Origin of the sequence: Paenibacillus aurantiacus (assembly GCF_042431225.1) — a bacterium.
Classification (GTDB): Bacteria; Bacillota; Bacilli; order Paenibacillales; family Paenibacillaceae; genus Paenibacillus_Z; species Paenibacillus_Z aurantiacus.
Map to the genome: position 1 here is coordinate 191,174 of NZ_JBHMDO010000044.1, position 20,552 is coordinate 211,725.

The following is a 20,552-nucleotide window of genomic DNA, read 5'->3' on the forward strand; positions in this document are numbered from 1 at the left end:
CAACGTCCACAATTGGAGAGAGAACCGCGACGGGACCGGTGCACCTGCATCGGTCTTGTCGTTTGTTGCGAGAAATACAAGAATTTATAAATTTTTCGTCTATAAATCATCTTGTATTTCTCCGGAATATAACGTACGTCGACGTGAAAGGGCGGCGCCAAACGTTTCACCTTGAAATACAAGAATTTATAAGTTTCACGCCTATAAATCACCTTGTATTTCTCCCGAATGAACCGCATAGCGCTGTTAAAGGAAGGCGCCAAACGTTTCACCTTGAAGAATACGTTTACTTGTGTTTCTTAATTTCAATCATGTATAATGTTCTCAAGTGACGATGTGCGGCAAATTTTAGCAATTCGATTAAGGTTTGAGCGGCGTCCATCATGACCCGAATGAGAGATACGACCCCGTTTTTTCGCATTGGACGAATAGTAGGGGATTACATTTATGCAATTTTCATAGGAGGTACAGATCCACTTGTCGAAGAAAAACAACCAGGATAAACTGCTCATTTTCGCATTGGGCGGTGTAGGTGAAATCGGTAAGAACATGTATGTCGTTCAATATGCGAACGATATCGTCGTGGTAGACGCGGGATTGAAGTTCCCGGAAGAGGACATGCTCGGTATCGACATTGTCATTCCGGACATTACGTATTTGACGGAGAACCGGGACAAAGTACGCGGCATTCTTATCACGCACGGCCACGAAGACCATATTGGCGGTTTGCCATACGTGCTGAAACACCTGAACGTGCCGGTATACGGCACCAAGCTTACTCTCGGCCTGATCGAAGGCAAATTGAAAGAAGCGGGCTTGCTCGGCGAGACGAAGCGCATTCTCATTAACTCGGAATCCGAGCTGCAGTTGGGCTCGATTAAGGCGTCCTTCTTCAAGACGAACCATAGTATTCCGGATTCGGTCGGTGTCTGCTTGGACACGCCGGAGGGGACGGTCGTACATACAGGTGACTTCAAATTCGACCATACGCCGGTCAATAATCAATACGCAGACTTGCAGCGGATCGCCGATATCGGCAAACGCGGCGTTCTGGCGCTCCTGTCGGACAGCACGAACGCGGAGCGTCCGGGCTTCACGCCTTCGGAGAGCATGATCGGTCCCGAGCTCGAGGACATCTTCCGCAAATCGCCGCAGCGCGTTGTCGTTGCGACATTCGCATCCAACGTACACCGGATCCAGCAGGTCATCAACGCGGCAATGGCAACCCGCCGGAAGATCGCCGTCGTTGGTCGCAGCATGGTGAACGTCGTTACGATCGCTTCCGAACTCGGTTATTTGGATATTCCGGAAGGCATGATCATTGAACCGGAAGAAGTAAACAAAATGGCAGCGGACCGCGTTGTCGTACTGTCGACCGGAAGCCAAGGTGAGCCGATGTCCGCATTGACTCGCATGGCTCGCAATACGCATCGCAAAATCGACATTTTGCCAGGTGATACAGTTATTATCGCGGCAACGCCAATTCCAGGCAACGAGCGCTATGTAGGCCGGACGGTGGACGAGCTTATGCGTCTTGGCGCGAACGTGATTTACGGTCCTGGCTCCATCTCCGGCGTACACGTTTCCGGTCACGGCAGCCAAGAAGAGCTGAAGCTCATGATTAACTTGATCCGCCCGAAATTTTTCATCCCGATCCACGGCGAATTCCGTATGCTTCGTTCGCACGCGCTGCTCGGCGAGTCCGTCGGCATCGAGAAGGAGAACATTTTCCTCGTCGATAATGGCGATACGGTCGAGTTCCAAGGCGGCAACGCACGTAAAGGCAATAAAGTGCCGGCTGGCAATGTGTTGATCGATGGGCTTGGCGTTGGCGACGTCGGCAATATTGTCCTCCGTGATCGCAAGCTGTTGTCGCAGGACGGTATTCTTGTTGTGGTCGTCACGCTGAGCAAGCAGGATGGCGCGATTCTGTCCGGTCCGGACATCATCTCCCGCGGTTTCGTCTATGTGCGCGAATCGGAAGGGTTGCTGGAAGAGGCGAACCGAATCGTCACGTCGACGCTGCATAAGCTGATGAACGACAATGTCAACGAATGGGCTTCGCTGAAGACGAACGTGAAGGATGCGTTGGGACGCTTCCTCTACGAACAAACACGTCGTCGTCCGATGATTTTGCCAATCATTATGGAAGTATAAAAGATATTGAGGTTTCTTTTCTTTCGCGTTAATGCGAGAGGGAAGGAGCCTTTTTATTTTCTCCCTCCTCTGTATAATTCCAGTACCTCACCCCATACTATGCACAGTTCACAAAACAGGAGGAACCACAATGTGGGAATATGCAGCAACGAACGAGAAATCGGAGCAGCCTGAACCGCAAGGCGGCGAGAAAAAAGCGCCGAATCCGATCGTCGACACGATTCAACAATTAGGGCAAACGATGACGCCGGCGGCCGAATCCAATATTTTTTGCATGACAATCATCGGTCAAGTGGAAGGCCACCTGGTGCTGCCACCACAGAATAAGACGACCAAGTACGAGCACCTGATTCCGCAATTGGTTGCGGCCGAACAGAATCCGAAGATTGAGGGCATCATGATCGTGCTCAATACGGTGGGCGGAGATGTGGAGGCTGGTCTTGCAATCGCGGAGATGATCTCGTCCCTTACGAAACCGACGGTGACGCTCGTGCTTGGGGGCGGCCACTCGATCGGCGTGCCGATTGCGGTATCGGCTAACAAATCGTTCATCGCCGAGACGGCAACAATGACGATTCATCCGATTCGGCTGAATGGTCTCGTCATCGGCGTACCGCAAACCTTCGAATATTTGGACAAAATGCAGGAGCGGGTGACGCGTTTCGTTACCTCACATTCGAATATTACGGAGCAGAAATTCAAGGAATTGATGTTTAAGACCGGAGAGCTCACACGCGATATTGGGACGACCGTAATCGGGGCGGATGCCGTCAAGCACGGGTTAATCGATGCCGTGGGAGGAATCGGGGATGCGCTTCGCGACCTTAACCGGTTCATCGACGAACATAAGCGGAGCAAGGCGCCAGGAGGTCTCCCGCAATGACATTGTATACGAGCATGCCGCTTGAACTTGTGCTGAGCGGCATGAATGAACAACCGGGGCCGTATGTGGATATCGTCATCGGCGACATCAAGATGCAGGTGGAACCCGTATCACCGGGAATCGGGAAGATCGTCCGCTTGTTGGAATGTCCGTTGGACGCCTATTTGAATCCGCAATATACGCCCGGCACAATAATCGCCTATCCGGCTCCCCAAGCGTAATTTTGGTGTTCGGTCGGCATAGGAACATTTGTCCACCTATGGTATAATGCAACCAGAGGTGACGGATGTGGCAAAACGGAAGAAACGAAAGAAGAGCTCGATCGGAACGAGCCTCAAATATGAAGTGTATGGCATACTTCTCATTACGCTTTCGGTCATAGCCTTGTCCGGCGAAGCCGCAGTAGGACGCTCGTTGTCGAAACTGTTCGGTCTGCTGCTGGGCAAGTTTTATTTTGTGTTGGCGCTTGTTGGCGTGTATGTGGGCTTGGTCGTGATGGTGAAACGCGCGTGGCCAACGGGGTGGACAAGCCGCAAGAGCGGGCTGCTGCTGTTCGTCCTTGGGATGACGCTTTACAGCTCCATGGCGATGATGGACCTGAAGACCGAACCCGTAGGAGGTCTATCCTCTGGCTTCATTCTGAAGGAGCTTGGTAGCGACGTGAGAACCGCGCTGCTGGACTCAGATCCGGCGATATCGGCAGACGAGACAGCCGTTGCAGGACAGGCCATTAGCGGTGGGTATGCAGGCGCGATCCAGTATACGCTGCTCTACATGCTGTTCGGTTATTTTGGATCGAGGTTCGTCATGGTCGTCATGTTCGCCATCTCGATTATGTTAATGACGGGGATATCTTACGTCGAGATCGCAGGCGCTATACGCAAACGCGGCGGGCACATGCTCTCGCTCCTGAAGGCTAGGCTTTTCCCGCCCGGTGGACGCCCCGCGAAGCAGTTATCCAAGAGCGGAACGGCCTCGACTGCCGCCGTGCTGGATGACGATGATATGGACGATGACGACGATGAACTGCCGAACGAGCCGGCTCGCAGAGCGAGGCGGAAGCTGCCATTCTTCTCTTGGTTCTCGGAACAGCCGGTTACATCGGGTGAAGGCACGGACCCGGATCACGAGTGGATGATCGAGGAAGAGCGGGCTGTATCCCCTGGGAGGAAGAAGGCCGTCCAGCCATCGGCACACTGGCAAGATGAAGAGGACGATGACGCAATCGGAAGCTGGCAAGCTTTGCAGGAGCGGGACGAGGCGGAGAACGACACGGATAGAGCGGACAAGATTCCATGGCAGCAGTCTTCGGATCGAGACGTCGCTTCGCTTGACGTGATCCCCGATGCGGTCGACACAGGTTGGATGCCCAACACCCATGAATTGGAAGACGGCGGCGATAATCTTGACGATTACCGCGAAGATGCCGACGACGAGGATCTACAGGAAAGCACACGGATGGCAATCCAGCCGTCGCTGCTCGATAGTCCCGCGCTGGCATCGGAAGATTCCAATATTCAGCCGGAGCTTATTAAGCCGCTCCCGGTGAAAAAGCCTTATCAGCTCCCGCCATTCTCGTTATTATCCAAGCCGGCTGGCGGGGGACGGGGAAGTGACGGACTGGAAGCCAATGACGCAAGGCGGAAGCTGGAGGCCACCTTGGAGAGCTTCGGCGTCAAGGCCAAGGTGCTTGACGTCGTGCGCGGACCGGCGGTTACCCGTTATGAAGTCCAGCCTGCTACCGGCGTAAAGGTAAGCCGGATCGTTGGTTTGACCGACGATATCGCGCTCGCGCTCGCGGCGAAGGATATCCGGATGGAGGCGCCAATCCCCGGCAAGTCGGCCATCGGCATTGAGGTCCCGAACATGGAGGTATCCGTCGTCACGATGCGCGAGGTCATGGAGACGCCGTCGTTCCAGGGCGTGAACGCGCGGCTTTCCATTGCGTTCGGTCGCGATATTTCGGGTCAGCCGATCGTGGGCAATCTCGCGAAGATGCCGCACTTGCTCGTGGCAGGGGCCACGGGTTCGGGCAAATCCGTTTGTATCAACGGTATCATTACAAGTATATTGTACAAGGCCAGACCGGATGAAGTGAAGTTCCTCATGATCGACCCGAAGATGGTCGAGTTGAATATGTATAACGGGATTCCGCATCTGTTGGCGCCCGTCGTAACCGATCCTAGGAGGGCATCGCTCGCGCTCAAAAAAATCGTCGTCGAGATGGAGAAGCGCTACGAGCTGTTCTCCAAATCCGGCACGCGGAATATCGAAGGCTACAATACGCTCATGGCGGAGAATCCGGCGGCGATCCTGCCGTTCATCGTCGTCATCGTGGACGAGCTGGCGGACCTGATGATGGTCGCGGCTGGAGACGTGGAAGATGCGATTACGCGACTTGCGCAAATGGCGCGCGCGGCCGGCATTCACTTGATTATTGCAACCCAGCGTCCTTCCGTCGACGTCATTACGGGTGTCATCAAGGCGAACATTCCATCCCGTATCGCGTTCGGCGTGTCCTCGCAGGTCGATTCCCGTACCATTCTGGATATGGTCGGCGCGGAGAAGCTGCTCGGCAGGGGGGACATGTTGTTCCTCCCGGTTGGCATGTCGAAGCCGATTCGGGTGCAGGGGGCGTTCTTATCCGATGCGGAAGTGGAGGCGGTCGTGAATTTCTCGCGCGGCCAAGCAGAAGCAGAGTACAAAGAAGATTTGGTGCCGGAGCTGGACGAATCCGATTCCGAACAGGATGAACAGCTCGATGAGCTGTTTGATCAAGCCGTTCGGATCGTGCTCGAAGCCAAACAAGCTTCCGTATCGCTGCTGCAGCGCCGGATGAGGGTTGGATACAACCGCGCTGCCCGCCTGATTGACCAAATGGAGGCCAAAGCCGTCATCGGTCCGTACGAAGGCAGCAAACCGCGCGAAGTACTGATGAGTCTTGACCAATACGATGCCGGAAAGATTAGCTCCTAATCCCAAATCCATGCATAGAAGGAAGTGCGCTTTCTCATACTACAGGTAGCTTGCTTGCTCCTTAAGAATCCACTAGCAAGGGAAAGGCAGATCCTGAGGATGAGAAATCGTTTAATTACGGTGACCTTGGTCATCGTCCTTCTGTTGTTCGGTGCGTTCACGCTCAGGCATGCAGGGGGCGGGAAAACCGCCGAAACGTTTAGCAACGCCACATTGAAACTCGGCTCGTCCGGCAAGGACGTCTATGAGCTGCAAGGCCGGCTTAAGTACTTGGGCTTCTTCGATGGCAAAGTCGATGGCGACTTCGGGCAGAAGACCAAAAACGCCGTGACCTGGTTTCAATGGAAGTTCGGGTTGAAATCCGATGGCATCGTCGAGTCGAAGACGAAGCTGAAACTTTGGGAAGCAACGAAGAAATACAAGCCGACGGCCGCGGAGCTGCCGCCGAAGGCGGGATCCGGTACAACCGGAACGGGAGGTACTGGCGGCACGGCATCGCGCCCGGTCGCGGAATCGACAGGGCCGGCGACGACGCTCAGCAAGTCTAACCGACTGGGCTTATCGGAGAACGATATCAGGCTGATGGCGAACGCCGTTTATGGCGAGTCGCGCGGGGAGCTGTACGAAGGACAAGTCGCGGTTGCGGCTGTTATTCTGAACAGGCTGAAATCGCCTAGTTTCCCGAATACGGTTTCGGGGGTTATTTTTCAACCTGGTGCCTTTACGGCCGTGGCGGACGGGCAGATTTGGTTAACTCCGAACGAACGTGCACGTAAAGCCGTGCAAGACGCCATTAACGGTTGGGATCCGACCGGCGGCTGCATATATTACTTCAACCCGGACACCGCAACGAGCAAATGGATCTGGTCTCGGCCACAAGTGAAAACGATCGGCAAACATATTTTCTGCATGTAGCCGCTAAGCTGAAGCAGCCCGCCAAGCGGGTTGCTTCTTCCATTTCCATTCAGGTAGAATGGAATAGATTCCATGGGCCTGGAATAGATTGACTATGATGCGCAGGCTATAATTCGAACGGAAGGGGATGCGGCAATCGTGACCAAAGCCCGGTTTGAACGAGGACAAATCAATCGGATTCGTTTGCATGTGCTGCCTACGGAACGATTCAAGACATTCTCCATATCACTATTTGCAGGCTTGCCGCTTGCGGAAGAGACCGTTACCCAGACGGCGCTCATTCCTTTCGTTCTCCGCCGGGGAACAGAGAAGACGCCGGAGACGATCGCATTCCGCGAACGGCTTGACGATTTATACGGAGCCGGTTTCGGCTTTGACGTGTATAAGCGCGGGGATGCGCAGATCGTGCAATTCCGCATGGACGTCATCAACGACAAATTCGTTTCCGCCGATCAGCCCTTGTTGGCGGAGTCGCTGCAGCTGCTGGGCGAAGTTGTGACGGCACCCGCGCTCGAGAACGGTTTGTTCCGCGATAAGTACGTAGAAGCGGAGAAAGATACGTTAAATAAACGACTGGAAGCGATCGTGAACGACAAAATCCGCTATGCGGCCGAACGCTGCATCGAAGAGATGTGCAGCGGCGAGCCGTACCGGCTTCATGCTTTGGGTCAACGAGCCGATATCGAAGGCATAACCCCGGAATCTTTGACTGAGCAATACCGCCATTGGTTGTCGAACGCCGCCTTCGATCTCTACGTCGTTGGCGATACTTCGCTTGCTGAAGTGGAGCAGCTCGTCGCAAGCGCCTTCCGCATGCCGCAAGGCGAGTCTGCGGGGTATTCAAAAGCGTCAGACCCACGGCATGTAAGTAAAGTGAACACCGTGATCGAGCGGATGGAAGTGAGCCAAGGCAAGCTGAACATGGGGCTGCGGACGCATACGACCTATGCAGATGACGATTATCCGGCGGCACTGCTTTTTAACGGAATATTGGGCGGCTACCCGCACTCCAAGCTGTTCCTGAACGTACGGGAGAAAGCAAGTCTGGCATATTACGCCGCGTCCCGCCTGGATGGTCATAAGGGGATTTGTACGATCCAATCGGGCATTGAAATTGGTAATTTCGAGAAGGCGACCGCGATTATTCAAGAACAGCTCGAGAGCATGCGGGAAGGCAACTACAGCGAGCTGGAGACGAGCCAGACCAAGGCGATGATCGCCAACCATCTGCGTGAATTGCAGGATTCGGCCGGCGAGATGATCGCTTTCGATTTCAACTCGGTCCTAAGCGGGCGCGTCCGTGATACTGAGGAGCTGCTGCTGCAAGTGCAGGCGGTTACCAACGAACAAATCGCCGCCGTAGCGCGCAAGACCGAGCTGGACACCATATACTTCCTGCGTGACGGAAAGGAGGCGTAAGCATGGAGAAACTCGCTTATCCTGGCGTTCAGGAGACGATCTACCGCGAAGTGCTGCCGAACGGGCTGGAAGTCGTCGTACTTCCGAAGGAAGGCTTCAGCAAAACCTATGCGACGTTCTCGACCCGTTACGGTTCGATCGACAATCGTTTCGCGGTCGGCGGGGGATCGGAGATTTCGGTCCCAGATGGCATCGCGCACTTTTTAGAGCACAAGATGTTCGAAGAGCCAACGGGCGATATTTTCGCCACATTCGCTTCTCAAGGCGCCTCGGCCAATGCCTATACGACGTTTGATCGGACGGTATATTTGTTCTCGGCCACTGAACAGATCGAAGCCAATCTCGAGACGTTGATCAACTTCGTCCAGAGCCCGTATTTTACCGACGAGAACGTGGAGAAGGAAAAGGGCATCATCGAGCAGGAAATCAACATGTACCGGGATAATGCCGACTGGCGTGTTTATTTCGGCCTGATCGATGCCTTGTACCAGAGCCATCCGATTCATATCGACATTGCGGGTACAGCCGAGTCAATCGGCAAGATAACGAAAGAAACGTTGTACAGCTGCTACGAAACGTTCTATCACCCGTCGAATATGTTTCTGTTTATCGTCGGTGGGGTCGATCCGGAGAAGGTCATGGAGCTCGTCCGTCGGAACCAGGCAGCCAAGCCGTTTGAACCTCAAGGAGAAATTAAGCGTTTCATCGATCCGGAGCCCGAGGCGGTGCGTTTGCCGCGCAAGACGGCCCAGCTGCCGGTATCGCTTCCGAAAGTGTTGTTCGGGTTCAAGGAGAACCGCGCACCGCTCGCATCCGAAGCGCTGCTCCGCACGGAGATCGCAACCAAATTGATGCTAGACACGCTGCTCGGTTCGAGTTCGCAAATTTACCACGCGCTATACGACGACAATCTGATCTCGGATTCGTTCGGACACGAGTTCAACAGCGCCGAAGATTACGCCTTCTCCGTCATTGGCGGCGAAACGAAAGATCCGGAAGCGCTTCTGGCAAGGCTGCGCTCCTCGATCGAACAGGTTCAAGCAAGCGGACTGAGCCAAGCTGCATTCGAGCGGACGAAACGCAAAAAAATCGGCAGTTATCTCCGGCTTCTGAATTCCCCGGAAGCGATCGCAGGCGAATATACCCGTTACCGTTTCCGCGGCGCGGATTTATTCAAGCTGGTGCCGGTGTACGAAGACATTACGTTGGACGAAGTTAACGCACGGCTGCGGGAACACTTTAACTGGGACTTGATGGCCGTGTCGATCGTCTCGAAAGACCCTGCTTGAAAACATTAAAGGAAATGACGGTTCTTGTGACCGGGGGAAGCCGCGGAATCGGCGCCGCTATCGCGCGGCGCTTCGCGGCCGAGTCTATGAACGTCGTCATTCATTATATGCAATCGCACGAAGCCGCTAACGAGACCGCCCGAAGCTGCATGCGGATGGGGGCTACGAACGTCATGACCGTGGCTGCCGATCTGCGCTCGAAGGAACAGCTGCTGCGGATGCGCGAGAAGCTGGAAGCGGCGGGGATGGTGCCGGACATTCTCGTCAATAACGCGGGTATCGCCCATTATGGGATGCTTGCGGACGTGACGGAAGCCGAGTGGGAAGATGTCATGGCCGTGAACTTGAAGGGCATGTTTCTAAGTACGCAATTGTTCATGCCCTCCATGATCGCCCAGCGATACGGTCGAATTATTAACGTATCGTCGATATGGGGGATGTCGGGCGCATCTTGCGAAGTCTTGTATTCGACCACCAAAGGCGGCATGAACGCGTTCACGAAGGCGCTCGCCAAGGAGCTGGCCCCATCGGGCGTGACAGTGAATGCCGTAGCTCCTGGTGCCGTCGACACGGTCATGTTGGACAACCTGGACGCGGGGGAGAAAGAAGCGCTTGAATCGGAAATTCCGCTTGGCCGGTTCGCGCAGCCGGAAGAGATCGCTTCGCTCGTATATTTCTTATCACTTCCGGAATCATCCTATATTACTGGGCAAATTATTAGTCCGAACGGCGGATGGTTAACATAACGGTAGTATGCGTTCGTTTTTTGCGCCGTACATGAAACTTTTGGGCGACCCTCGTCGTCGTATAAGTGAACTCCTAAGCGCGTACACTACGACTGTTGCCGTTAAACGGTCAAACGCTAAGGAGGGCCTCAGACAATGACAACTGTACTGACGAATTTCGACACCTGGAAACAGTTCTTGTCCGACCGCGTCGAGCAAGCCAAGAAGATGGGATTGAATGAAGAGACGATCTCGAACCTGGCCTTCGAGATCGGATCTTTCCTTGACGAGCGCGTCGATCCGAAGAACGAAGAGCAGCGCATCCTCAAAGAGATTTGGGATGTGGGCAACGAAGAAGAGAAAAAGACGATTGCAAGGCTGATGGTGAAGCTGGTTAACTAACCGACTAGCGCCATTTGCGGAAAGCCTCCGGTTCAGGGAGGCTTTTCTGCAATATTTCTCCTTGCCATTGCAGGAGTATGGCGAATATTGTAGAATAATCTTTCGAACCGTAACAAATTGAAGGAAGCAGGGGACCGATTCCCTTGGACGAGGTGTCTCATGGAGTATAAACAGTGGTATATGGAATATAAGATACATAAGAACCGTCCAGGCTTGCTTGGCGATATCGCTTCCTTGCTCGGTATGTTGGAAGTCAATATTTTGACGATCAACGGCGTGGAGAACCGCACGCGTGGTATGCTGCTGCAGACGAACGACGAAGAGAAGATCGAGATTTTGGGCCGCATGCTGCAGAAGGTGGAGAACATCACCGTCACGAAGCTGCGTTCGCCACGTTTGGTCGATATTTTGGCCGTTCGACACGGCCGTTACATCGAACGCGATTCGGACGACCGGAAGACCTTCCGATTCACGCGCGATGAGCTTGGCTTGCTTGTCGATTTCTTGGGCGAAGTGTTCAAGCGGGAAGGCAATCAGGTCATCGGCTTGCGCGGCATGCCGCGGGTAGGGAAGACCGAGTCGATTATCGCGGGATCGGTCTGCTCCAATAAGCGTTGGACCTTTGTCTCCTCGACGCTCCTTCGTCAGACGGTGCGCAGCCAACTGTCGGAAGAAGAGATGACGCCGAACAACATCTTCATCATTGACGGCATTGTCAGCACGGTCCGCTCCAACGAGAAGCATTATTCGCTCTTGCAAGAAATTATGGCTATGCCTTCCACGAAGGTCATCGAACATCCGGATATTTTCGTGAAGGAATCGGCCTATGATTACAGCACTTTTGATTATATTATCGAACTTCGTAACACGCCGGACGAGGAGATCAACTACGATTCCTTCACCGCACACTATAACGATTTTTAACATAAGGGAGGTGTGGTCATGTCGGATTTGGGAGCCCTGCTCCGAAAAGCGCGAGAACAGCGCGGATATTCGCTCGATGATATACAGGACTTGACGAAAATTCGCAAGCGTTACCTGGAAGCGATCGAAGATGGCGATTATTCCATTTTGCCGGGTTCGTTCTACGTACGCGCTTTCGTGAAAAATTATGCGGAGACCGTAGGGCTGGACGCTGAAGAAGTGCTTCGCCTTTATCAGCACGAGATGCCAACGCCGCCGCAGGAGCCGGCCGTCGAACCCGTGCAGCGTCCACGCCGCTCGCAAGTACATACGACTGACCGTTGGAGCCGTTGGGGCTTCCGGGCGCTCATGTGGTCGTTCCTTATTCTGATCGTTGTCATCGTCTACGTGTTCTATATTAATAATCCGGCGGATGACGTGAACACCGCTGACGACCAGACGAAGCTGACCGATAAGATCGACACGGGGAAACCGGCGGTGACGAACCCGGACAACACGTCGTCTGGCATCGCGAACGGACAGAACGCGACGAAGCCGGAGACAGTGACCACGGATCCGGTCGTACCGGTCACGCCGCCGCCACCCGCCATCCCAACGCTCGTGAAGAGCTCGGGCAGTATGGACTATTACGAAATCGCCACCACCGGCACACACACAATCGAGATTAAAGCGACCGGCGGCGCCTGCTGGATCGGGATTCGGAACAAGGACCGCAATGGCAAATACGTCGAGAACACGACGCTGCAGGACGGGGAGAGCATCACGAGCGAGTTTACCGGTCCGACTTATATCAGCGTCGCGAAAGCGAATATCGTGGAGGTTAAGGTCGATGGCCATCTGCTCGACGACGGCAATAAAGTGAGCAAATCGCATCGGTTCCAGTTGAATTTCGCGGAGACCGCCAATGCAGGTACAACGGGCACAGGTAATGGGCAAGCAGCTGGGGAGAACGCAACCGGCAGCCAGACTAGCAATACGGTAACCGAGTAAGACAGCGAGAAGCGTGAAGGCACCAGGCCGCGTTCGATGGCGGAGGGTGCCTTTTCTTTACGTACGGGAATAAGGTATAATACGGGACGAAACAGTCGTTAAAGGAGTTGGACGCATCGTGAGTTCGGAAAATTCATTTGATATCGTATCCAAAGTGGACATGCAGGAAATGATTAACGCCATTACGCAGGCGGAGCGGGAGATCGAAACCCGTTTTGATTTTAAAGGAAGCAAGAGCAGCATCAAGCTGGAGAAAGAAGAGCTGGTCGTCTCGTCCGATGACGAATATAAACTTGGCGCGGTGCTCGATATTCTGAAATCCAAGATGATCAAGCGTGGCGTTCCGATCAAGAATTTGGATTACGGCAAAATCGAAGCGGCGTCCTTGGGCACCGTCAGACAGAAGATCCGTCTGAAGAGCGGGATCGAGCAGGATGTTTCCAAGAAGATTAATGTGCTGATCCGCGATTCCAAGCTGAAGGTGAAAAGCCAGATCCAAGGCGATCAAATTCGCGTAACCGGCAAATCGAAGGACGATCTGCAAGCGGTTATGAATTTGCTTCGCGGGGCGGACTTGCAAATCGAATTGCAATTTACCAATTTCCGTTAAGCCGATGCCTACATAAAACAGGCCGAAAGTCCCTTTCCAAGTCTTCGGATGCCGGAAACCGGGGCTTTCTGCTATTTTGACATTCGTATTTTGCTTGTATTATACTTGTTAAGATAGCTTGACTGAAGGGATCGGTTCCATGACAGAACGAGTTAAAGTAGTGACGCTTGGCTGCGAGAAGAACCTAGTGGATTCGGAGATTATGTCCGGCCTCATCCATGAACGCGGATATCAGCTGGTCGATCAAGCCGACGACGCGACGGTTATTATCGTCAATACGTGCGGATTCATTGACGTGGCCAAAGAAGAGTCGGTCAATACGATTCTTGACATGGCTGAACTGAAAGAGACCGGACGTTTGAAAGCGCTCATCGTATCCGGCTGTTTGACGCAGCGTTACAAGAAACAGCTGATGGACGAAATGCCCGAAATCGATGGGATCGTCGGCACCGGCGATTTTCACCATATTAATGAGATCGTAGACGAAGCGCTCCGGGGGAAGAAGCCGGCGATGGTTGGCCATCCGGCGTTCGATTATGATCTGAAGCTGCCGCGCATCATGTCGACGCCGCGTTATACCGCGTACGTCAAGATCGCGGAAGGCTGCGACAACGCGTGTACGTTCTGCTCGATTCCGATCATGCGCGGCGCGTTCCGCAGCCGTTCGATCGAATCGATCGTGGCCGAAGCCGAAGGTCTTGTCGCGCAGGGCGTGAAGGAGATCAGTCTGATCGCGCAGGATTCAACGAATTACGGTACCGATATTTACGATGGCTTCAAGCTGCCGGAGCTGCTGAATCGCGTCAGCGAGATCGAAGGCTTGGAATGGGTGCGTCTGCATTACGCGTATCCGGGGTTTTTCACCGATGAGCTGATCGAGACGATTGCAACCAATCCGAAAATATGCAATTATATCGACATGCCGCTGCAGCATAGCGAAGATACGATCCTGAAGCGGATGCGCAGACCAGGGCGTCAGCGGGACGTCCGCGAATTGGTCGAGAAGATTCGCGCACGCATCCCGGACGTGGCGCTTCGCACGTCGATGATCGTTGGTTTCCCAGGCGAGACGGACGAGGATTTCAATCGGCTGTGCGAATTTATTCGCGAGCTGAGATTCGACCGGCTTGGCGTATTCACATATTCGGCGGAAGAAGACACGCCAGCGGTTCGGCTGCCAGATCATGTCGCGGATGACGTGAAGGAATGGCGGGCCAACACGTTGATGGAGATTCAACGCGAAGTTTCCAAAGGCAATAGCGGCAAATATATCGGACGCGACATTAACGTGCTCGTTGAACGCTATGATGGCCGAAGCGATGTATACATAGGACGTTCGGAGTACGATGCTCCGGAGATCGACGGCGAAGTATTCATTACGAACTGTACTGCATCGATCGGACAAATGCAGCGAGTACGGGTTACGCACGCCTACGAATTCGATATGTCCGGGGAGGGCTTATCGTGAACTTAGCAAACAAAATTACGCTTGCCCGCATTTTTCTCGTGCCGATCATCATGTTCTTGCTGCTGATCAACGTGAATTTGAGCGAGCTCAGCTTCCAGGATTTCTCGATTACCTGGAATCAAATCCTTGCCACGCTGATATTCATCGTTGCAGCCGCAACGGATGGTCTGGATGGCTATATCGCGCGGAAGAACAAAATCGTCACCAATCTCGGCAAACTGCTGGATCCGCTTGCCGACAAGCTGCTCGTGGCAGCTGTCCTGATTTCCCTGGTGGAGATGGACAAGGTCGATGCATGGATCGCGATCGTCATCATCAGCCGCGAATTCGCCGTAACGGGTCTGCGTCAGATTGCGCTGCTGGAAGGCGCCGTGTTGGCGGCTTCCACGTGGGGCAAGTGGAAAACCGCGGTGCAGATCACGATGATCATCGCGCTCTTGCTGAACAATTTTCCGTTTACGTTTATCGATATCCCGTTTGACCAAATCTCCAGCTGGGCTGCCGCACTTATTACGGTATATTCGGGCATCGATTACTTCGTCAAAAACAAAAATCTTATTCCCCTGACGGAATAGGCCTTGCGTATAAGCATCATCTCTTCCATGCGAAGGGGTGGTGCTTTCATCATATTAGGAATGGAGCGATGCGGAATGCGCGCAGAAATTATAGCGGTTGGCACAGAGCTGCTGCTTGGCCAGACGGTGAACACGAACGCGACCTACCTCTCCCAAGGACTTGCGGAGCTCGGGATCGACGTTTATTTCCAAACGGTCGTCGGCGACAATGAAGGACGTATCCGCCAAGCGATCGAGCTGGCTCGCGGCCGCGCCGATCTCATCGTTTTCACGGGCGGGCTGGGTCCGACGCAAGACGATTTAACGAAGGATGCATTGGCGAAGTATTTAAAGGCGGAGATCGAGCTTCATGGTCCGTCGATGGACAAAATCGAGCAGTTCTTCGCTGCGCGCGGCATCCATATGGTGGAGAGCAACCGGCGCCAGGCGAACTCGATCGTCGGCAGCACGCCGCTTGCGAACGAGGCGGGGCTTGCCGTCGGCAACGCGATGACCGCGGATGGCACGCACTATTTGCTGCTGCCCGGCCCGCCGCGCGAAATGAAGCCGATGTTCGACGGACCCGGCAAAGCGTGGCTAAGATCGGTCTTAGGGGAGGATCGGCGGTTATTCTCGCGCACTTTGAAGTTTGCCGGGATTGGCGAATCGAGTTTGGAAGCAGCTTTGATCGACCTGATCGACGGCCAGACGGACCCGACCATCGCGCCTTATGCCAAGGAGGGAGAAGTTGCGATTCGCATTTCCACCAAAGCGCTGACGGAGGCGGAAGCGGCGGCGAGGCTGAATGTGGTGGAGAAGACGATCGCGGAGCGCGTAGGTCAATATTTGTTTGCGCGCGAGGATATCCCGCTCGAGGAAGCGATCGTGCGCCTGCTGCGCTTGTCGCGCTATAAGCTGGCTAGCGCCGAGAGCTTGACCGGGGGACTGTTCGCGGAGCTGATTACGAATATTCCAGGCAGCAGCGGCGAATTCGTCGGCGGGGTCGTCACCTATACGAACGAAATGAAGCATCGGCTGCTCGGTATTCCCATGTCGCAGCTTGAAGGGGAGGGCGCGCCCGGTGCGATCAGTGAATCCACGGCATCGCTCATGGCGGAGCGGGTCAGAGAGCTGACGGATAGTGATTACGGCATCTCGCTAACCGGCGTGGCGGGACCGTCGGAGTCGGAAGGCAAGCCTGTAGGGCTCGTCTATTTCGGCCTAGCGAGACGGGGGAAACAGACGATTGTGCACACGGCGCATTTAAGCGGGAACAGGAGCATAATCCGTACCCGCGCGGCGAAGTCGGCATTATACCGTTTATGGCAGCTGCTTAAGGAATCGGAATAGAAATTACAGCTGAACTATGGCAAACTTGTGACAACTGACGATATTCGCTTGTCCGCTGTGCGAGTTTACTCTATAATCGACAGTAACTGACGGAAGAACCGTGGCGAAGAATACTTTGCCGCGGTTTTTTTTTGCCTTCGCCGTCTGGAAGAAAAAAATAAGAATATATGTTCGTAAAAAGTATTGTAATCGGGAACGAAACAAGGTATCATGAAACTATCAATCGAAAAGGGTGTGAATGCGTTGTCAGATCGTCGCGCAGCGCTCGAGATGGCTTTGCGTCAAATCGAGAAACAGTTTGGTAAAGGTTCTATTATGAAGCTTGGCGAATCCGCGAACATGACTGTTGAAACAGTTTCTAGTGGTTCCCTGGCATTAGATATTGCCCTTGGAATCGGCGGATTCCCAAGAGGCCGCATTATTGAAATCTACGGACCGGAATCTTCCGGTAAGACGACGGTTGCCCTGCACGCGATTGCCGAAGTGCAGCGTTCCGGTGGACAAGCCGCATTTATCGACGCGGAGCATGCGCTCGACCCGTTGTACGCGAGCAAGCTTGGTGTTAACATCGACGAGCTGCTGCTTTCTCAGCCGGATACAGGTGAGCAAGCCCTCGAGATCGCGGAAGCGCTCGTTCGCAGCGGCGCAGTCGACATTATCGTTGTTGACTCTGTCGCCGCACTCGTGCCGAAGGCCGAGATCGAAGGAGAGATGGGCGATTCGCACGTAGGTCTGCAAGCCCGTCTGATGTCCCAGGCACTCCGCAAGCTGTCCGGCGCGATCAGCAAATCGAAGACGATTGCGATCTTCATCAACCAGCTTCGCGAGAAAGTCGGCGTTATGTTCGGCAATCCTGAGACGACGCCAGGCGGACGCGCACTCAAGTTCTACTCCAGCGTACGTCTTGACGTTCGTCGCGTAGAGACGATCAAACAAGGCAACGACATGGTCGGTAACCGTACCCGCATTAAGGTTGTCAAGAACAAAGTGGCACCTCCGTTCAAACAAGCGGAAGTCGACATCATGTATGGTGAAGGCATCTCCAAAGAAGGCAGTATCATCGACATCGGCGTCGAAATGGACATCGTTCAGAAGAGCGGTGCTTGGTTCTCCTTTAACGGTGAGCGTCTGGGCCAAGGCCGTGAGAACGCGAAGCAATTTTTGAAGGATCATAAAGACATCTCGAGCGTCATCGAGAAGCAAATTCGGGAAGCGAGCAATCTGGCGGCAGCAGCAGCGCTCGACGCCGGCGGCTTCAGCACGGATGACGAGGATGAGGACGAGCTGGAGCTCGAACTGTAAGCGTCCGAAGCGCCAGCTTATCATAAGACCGGATATGGAGCAGAACAGGGCCCGCATAGCGCCTTGTTCTGCTTTTGGCATATTAAGGAGGCAAGTGTGCAGTGAACGAACAGGAGCACGTGGAAAGCACGGAGACGGTCCGGATTACATCCGTCGAGCAGATTCGTAAGGAGAAGTACCGGTATAACGTATTCGTGAACGGAAACCAGGATGAACCGTTCATCAGCGTTCACGAGGATATCATGATCAAGTTCCGTCTGTTCAAGGGGCGGGAGATTCATCCGGATGAGCTGAAACAGATCGCCGAAGAAGATACGAAGCACCGTGCGTATGCGCTGGGCATTCAATATTTGGGCTACCGGCCGAGAACACATAAGGAGATGGCCCAGTATTTGGCACGCAAAGGGATCGACGAGCAGGCGGCAGAGCAAGCGATCGCCAGACTTACGCAAGAGCGACTAGTGGATGACGCCGACTATGCGAGCCGTTTTGCCGCTTCTCGGCTGCGCGGCCAGGCGAAAGGAAGGCTGCTGCTGCGTCAGGAGCTGCGCATGCGAGGGATCACGAAGGAGACGGCCAAGGAAGCGACGGACGAGCTCGACGAGGATGAAGAGACAGCCGTGGCCGTACGGGCCGCAATCAAGAAATGGCCTTACATTAAAGGGGAGCCGCGAGAGCGGAGGCATAAGCTAATGGGTTATTTGCTTCGCAGAGGATTTCCAGGCAGCGTCGTGAAGGAAGCGGTGCGGCAGGCGATTCAGCAGGACGAAGTTGAGGATGAACCTGACATGCTTGACAATTGATTTTATCAACAGATAAAATGAATGTTGTATTCCTTTATCATGAATCAATTTTCCTTCCAAAAGTTGATTCGAAAGCGATCATTTTCGTCACCAAACATGATTGTTGAAGCGGGATGAAAACCGGCTAGTACCGTAACACAAACGAAAACCAAATAACTTACCCGGGCGTTTGCCTTGGTGGTGCAATGAGGAGGTGAGAAAGATATGGCAACCTGGATCTGGCTTCTGATCATTCTCCTTGTTGGCTTGATTTTCTTTGGACTAGGCTATTATATTCGGAAGTTACTCGCCGAGGCCAAGATTTCAAGCGCTGAGCATGCCGCCGGTCAAATCGTTGACAACGCGCGCAAAGATGCGGAAGCGCTGAAGAAAGAAACGGTCCTCGAAGCGAAAGACGAAGTCCATAAGCTCCGTACCGAGGCCGAAAGAGACATTCGCGAACGTCGTAACGAGGTACAGCGTCAAGAGCGACGGCTCGTACAGAAAGAAGAGTCGCTGGATAAGAAAATAGAAGCACTGGAACGCAAAGAAGAACTAGTCGCCAACAAAGAGAAGCGGATCGAAGAGACACAAGAGACAATCGATTCACTCTACAAGCAGCAAGTAAGCGAATTGGAGCGCATCTCGAACCTGACGATGGAAGAAGCCAAGACGATCATTCTCCAGAGCGTGGAGCAGGAAGTGCGTCACGAGACGGCTCAAATGATCAAGGAAATCGAATCGCAGGCGAAAGAAGAAGCGGACAAAAAAGCGCGCGATATTATCTCGCTGGCTATTCAACGCTGTGCGGCTGACCATGTGGCGGAGACGACCGTATCGGTCGTAGCACTGCCGAACGAAGAAATGAAAGGCCGCATTATTGGCCGCGAAGGCCGTAATATTCGCGCATTGGAAACGTTGACCGGTATCGATCTCATCATTGACGATACACCGGAAGCGGTCATCTTGTCCGGTTTTGATCCGATTCGTCGCGAGATTGCCCGTACATCGTTGGAGAAACTCGTCGCGGACGGCCGGATCCACCCGGCTCGCATCGAAGAGATGGTGGAGAAATCCCGTCGCGAAGTGGACGAGCGTATTCGCGAATATGGCGAGCAAGCTACATTTGAAGTCGGCGTTCACGGCTTGCATCCGGATCTGATCAAGATCCTCGGCCGACTGCGCTATCGGACAAGCTACGGTCAGAACGTGCTCAAGCATTCCATGGAGGTCGCTTATCTGACCGGACTTATGGCGGCTGAGCTTGGCGAAGACATAACGCTCGCGAAGCGTGCAGGTCTGCTGCACGATATCGGCAAAGCGCTTGACCATGAAGTGGAAGGCTCTCACGTCGAGATTGGCGTCGAGCTTGCGAAGAAATACAAAGAACATCCAGTCGTCATTAACAGTATCGCATCCCACCACGGCGATTGCGAAGCGACTTCGGTCATCGCGATGCTCGTTGGCGCGGCGGACGCCTTGTCGGCAGCCCGTCCGGGTGCGAGAAGAGAGACGTTGGAGACGTATATCAAGCGGCTGGAGAAGCTGGAAGATATTACGGAATCGTTCGACGGCGTAGAGAAATCGTACGCGATCCAAGCTGGACGCGAAGTTCGCGTCATGGTGCAGCCGGACAAAATCGACGACACCGATGCCTTCCGACTGGCGCGCGATATTACGAAGAAGATCGAAAGCGAACTCGATTACCCTGGTCATATCAAGGTAACGGTTATTCGGGAGACGCGCGCGGTCGAATACGCGAAGTAATCGAATAGGCATGAATTTGCTGAAAGTGGCTGCCGATGC

18 protein-coding genes are annotated in these 20,552 nt (G+C 53.9%); all 18 read left to right on the forward strand.

Translation table 11 applies throughout. From position 1 onward, the window contains the following. Window positions 1–477: 477 nt before the first annotated feature. The 18 genes from ACFFSY_RS27780 to rny all read left to right on the forward strand — a co-directional run bounded on the left by ACFFSY_RS27780 (window position 478) and on the right by rny (window position 20,513). On the forward strand, window positions 478–2,157 hold the full coding sequence (locus tag ACFFSY_RS27780) for a ribonuclease J (RefSeq protein ID WP_377500290.1): 1,680 nt from the start codon (window positions 478–480) through the stop codon (window positions 2,155–2,157). 130 nt (window positions 2,158–2,287) lie between these two features. After that, window positions 2,288–3,040, forward strand: coding sequence for a ClpP family protease (locus ACFFSY_RS27785; protein ID WP_377500292.1), 753 nt, complete (start codon window positions 2,288–2,290; stop codon window positions 3,038–3,040). Next, window positions 3,037–3,261 carry a YlzJ-like family protein gene (locus ACFFSY_RS27790; protein ID WP_377500294.1) on the forward strand — a complete coding sequence of 75 codons (225 nt, stop codon included), beginning with the start codon at window positions 3,037–3,039 and terminating at the stop codon, window positions 3,259–3,261. The genes ACFFSY_RS27785 and ACFFSY_RS27790 overlap by 4 nt, the downstream gene beginning before the upstream one ends. A gap of 67 nt (window positions 3,262–3,328) precedes the next feature. Beyond that, window positions 3,329–6,016 (forward strand): FtsK/SpoIIIE family DNA translocase, encoded by a 2,688-nt coding sequence (locus ACFFSY_RS27795; protein ID WP_377500296.1) that lies wholly within the window; start codon window positions 3,329–3,331, stop codon window positions 6,014–6,016. A gap of 99 nt (window positions 6,017–6,115) precedes the next feature. Continuing rightward, complete coding sequence (gene sleB / locus ACFFSY_RS27800; protein WP_377500298.1) at window positions 6,116–6,931, forward strand: spore cortex-lytic enzyme; 816 nt, start codon at window positions 6,116–6,118, stop codon at window positions 6,929–6,931. A gap of 138 nt (window positions 6,932–7,069) precedes the next feature. Continuing rightward, window positions 7,070–8,350 (forward strand): EF-P 5-aminopentanol modification-associated protein YfmF, encoded by a 1,281-nt coding sequence (gene yfmF, locus ACFFSY_RS27805; RefSeq protein ID WP_377500300.1) that lies wholly within the window; start codon window positions 7,070–7,072, stop codon window positions 8,348–8,350. 2 nt (window positions 8,351–8,352) lie between these two features. Then, entirely contained in the window at window positions 8,353–9,639 is a 1,287-nt protein-coding gene (gene yfmH, locus ACFFSY_RS27810) for an EF-P 5-aminopentanol modification-associated protein YfmH (protein WP_377500302.1), read from the forward strand. Window positions 9,640–9,653: 14 nt separating this feature from the next. After that, window positions 9,654–10,385 carry an elongation factor P 5-aminopentanone reductase gene (gene ymfI, locus ACFFSY_RS27815; protein WP_377500457.1) on the forward strand — a complete coding sequence of 244 codons (732 nt, stop codon included), beginning with the start codon at window positions 9,654–9,656 and terminating at the stop codon, window positions 10,383–10,385. A gap of 135 nt (window positions 10,386–10,520) precedes the next feature. Beyond that, window positions 10,521–10,766 (forward strand): DUF3243 domain-containing protein, encoded by a 246-nt coding sequence (locus tag ACFFSY_RS27820; RefSeq protein ID WP_148928091.1) that lies wholly within the window; start codon window positions 10,521–10,523, stop codon window positions 10,764–10,766. 159 nt (window positions 10,767–10,925) lie between these two features. Continuing rightward, the gene (locus ACFFSY_RS27825) at window positions 10,926–11,690 is read left to right on the forward strand and encodes a DUF3388 domain-containing protein (protein WP_377500304.1); all 765 of its coding nucleotides are present in this window, start codon (window positions 10,926–10,928) and stop codon (window positions 11,688–11,690) included. Window positions 11,691–11,708: 18 nt separating this feature from the next. Further along, window positions 11,709–12,680: a helix-turn-helix domain-containing protein gene (locus tag ACFFSY_RS27830; protein ID WP_377500306.1), complete on the forward strand. Its 972-nt coding sequence runs from the start codon at window positions 11,709–11,711 to the stop codon at window positions 12,678–12,680. 118 nt (window positions 12,681–12,798) lie between these two features. Further along, on the forward strand, window positions 12,799–13,290 hold the full coding sequence (locus tag ACFFSY_RS27835) for a YajQ family cyclic di-GMP-binding protein (protein WP_377500308.1): 492 nt from the start codon (window positions 12,799–12,801) through the stop codon (window positions 13,288–13,290). Between the two features lie 139 nt (window positions 13,291–13,429). Continuing rightward, window positions 13,430–14,758, forward strand: coding sequence for a 30S ribosomal protein S12 methylthiotransferase RimO (gene rimO / locus ACFFSY_RS27840; protein ID WP_377500310.1), 1,329 nt, complete (start codon window positions 13,430–13,432; stop codon window positions 14,756–14,758). Beyond that, complete coding sequence (pgsA, locus tag ACFFSY_RS27845; protein ID WP_377500312.1) at window positions 14,755–15,333, forward strand: CDP-diacylglycerol--glycerol-3-phosphate 3-phosphatidyltransferase; 579 nt, start codon at window positions 14,755–14,757, stop codon at window positions 15,331–15,333. Before rimO ends, pgsA begins: the two co-directional genes overlap by 4 nt. A gap of 75 nt (window positions 15,334–15,408) precedes the next feature. After that, on the forward strand, window positions 15,409–16,662 hold the full coding sequence (locus ACFFSY_RS27850) for a competence/damage-inducible protein A (protein ID WP_377500314.1): 1,254 nt from the start codon (window positions 15,409–15,411) through the stop codon (window positions 16,660–16,662). A 243-nt stretch (window positions 16,663–16,905) separates the two neighbouring features. Next, window positions 16,906–17,964, forward strand: coding sequence for a recombinase RecA (gene recA, locus ACFFSY_RS27855; RefSeq protein WP_377500316.1), 1,059 nt, complete (start codon window positions 16,906–16,908; stop codon window positions 17,962–17,964). A gap of 101 nt (window positions 17,965–18,065) precedes the next feature. Beyond that, a complete protein-coding gene (locus ACFFSY_RS27860; protein WP_377500318.1) occupies window positions 18,066–18,767 on the forward strand; it encodes a RecX family transcriptional regulator in 702 nt (233 codons plus the stop codon). Between the two features lie 204 nt (window positions 18,768–18,971). Further along, window positions 18,972–20,513, forward strand: a complete 1,542-nt coding sequence (gene rny / locus ACFFSY_RS27865) for a ribonuclease Y (RefSeq protein ID WP_377500320.1) — start codon at window positions 18,972–18,974, stop codon at window positions 20,511–20,513. Window positions 20,514–20,552: the final 39 nt, after the last annotated feature.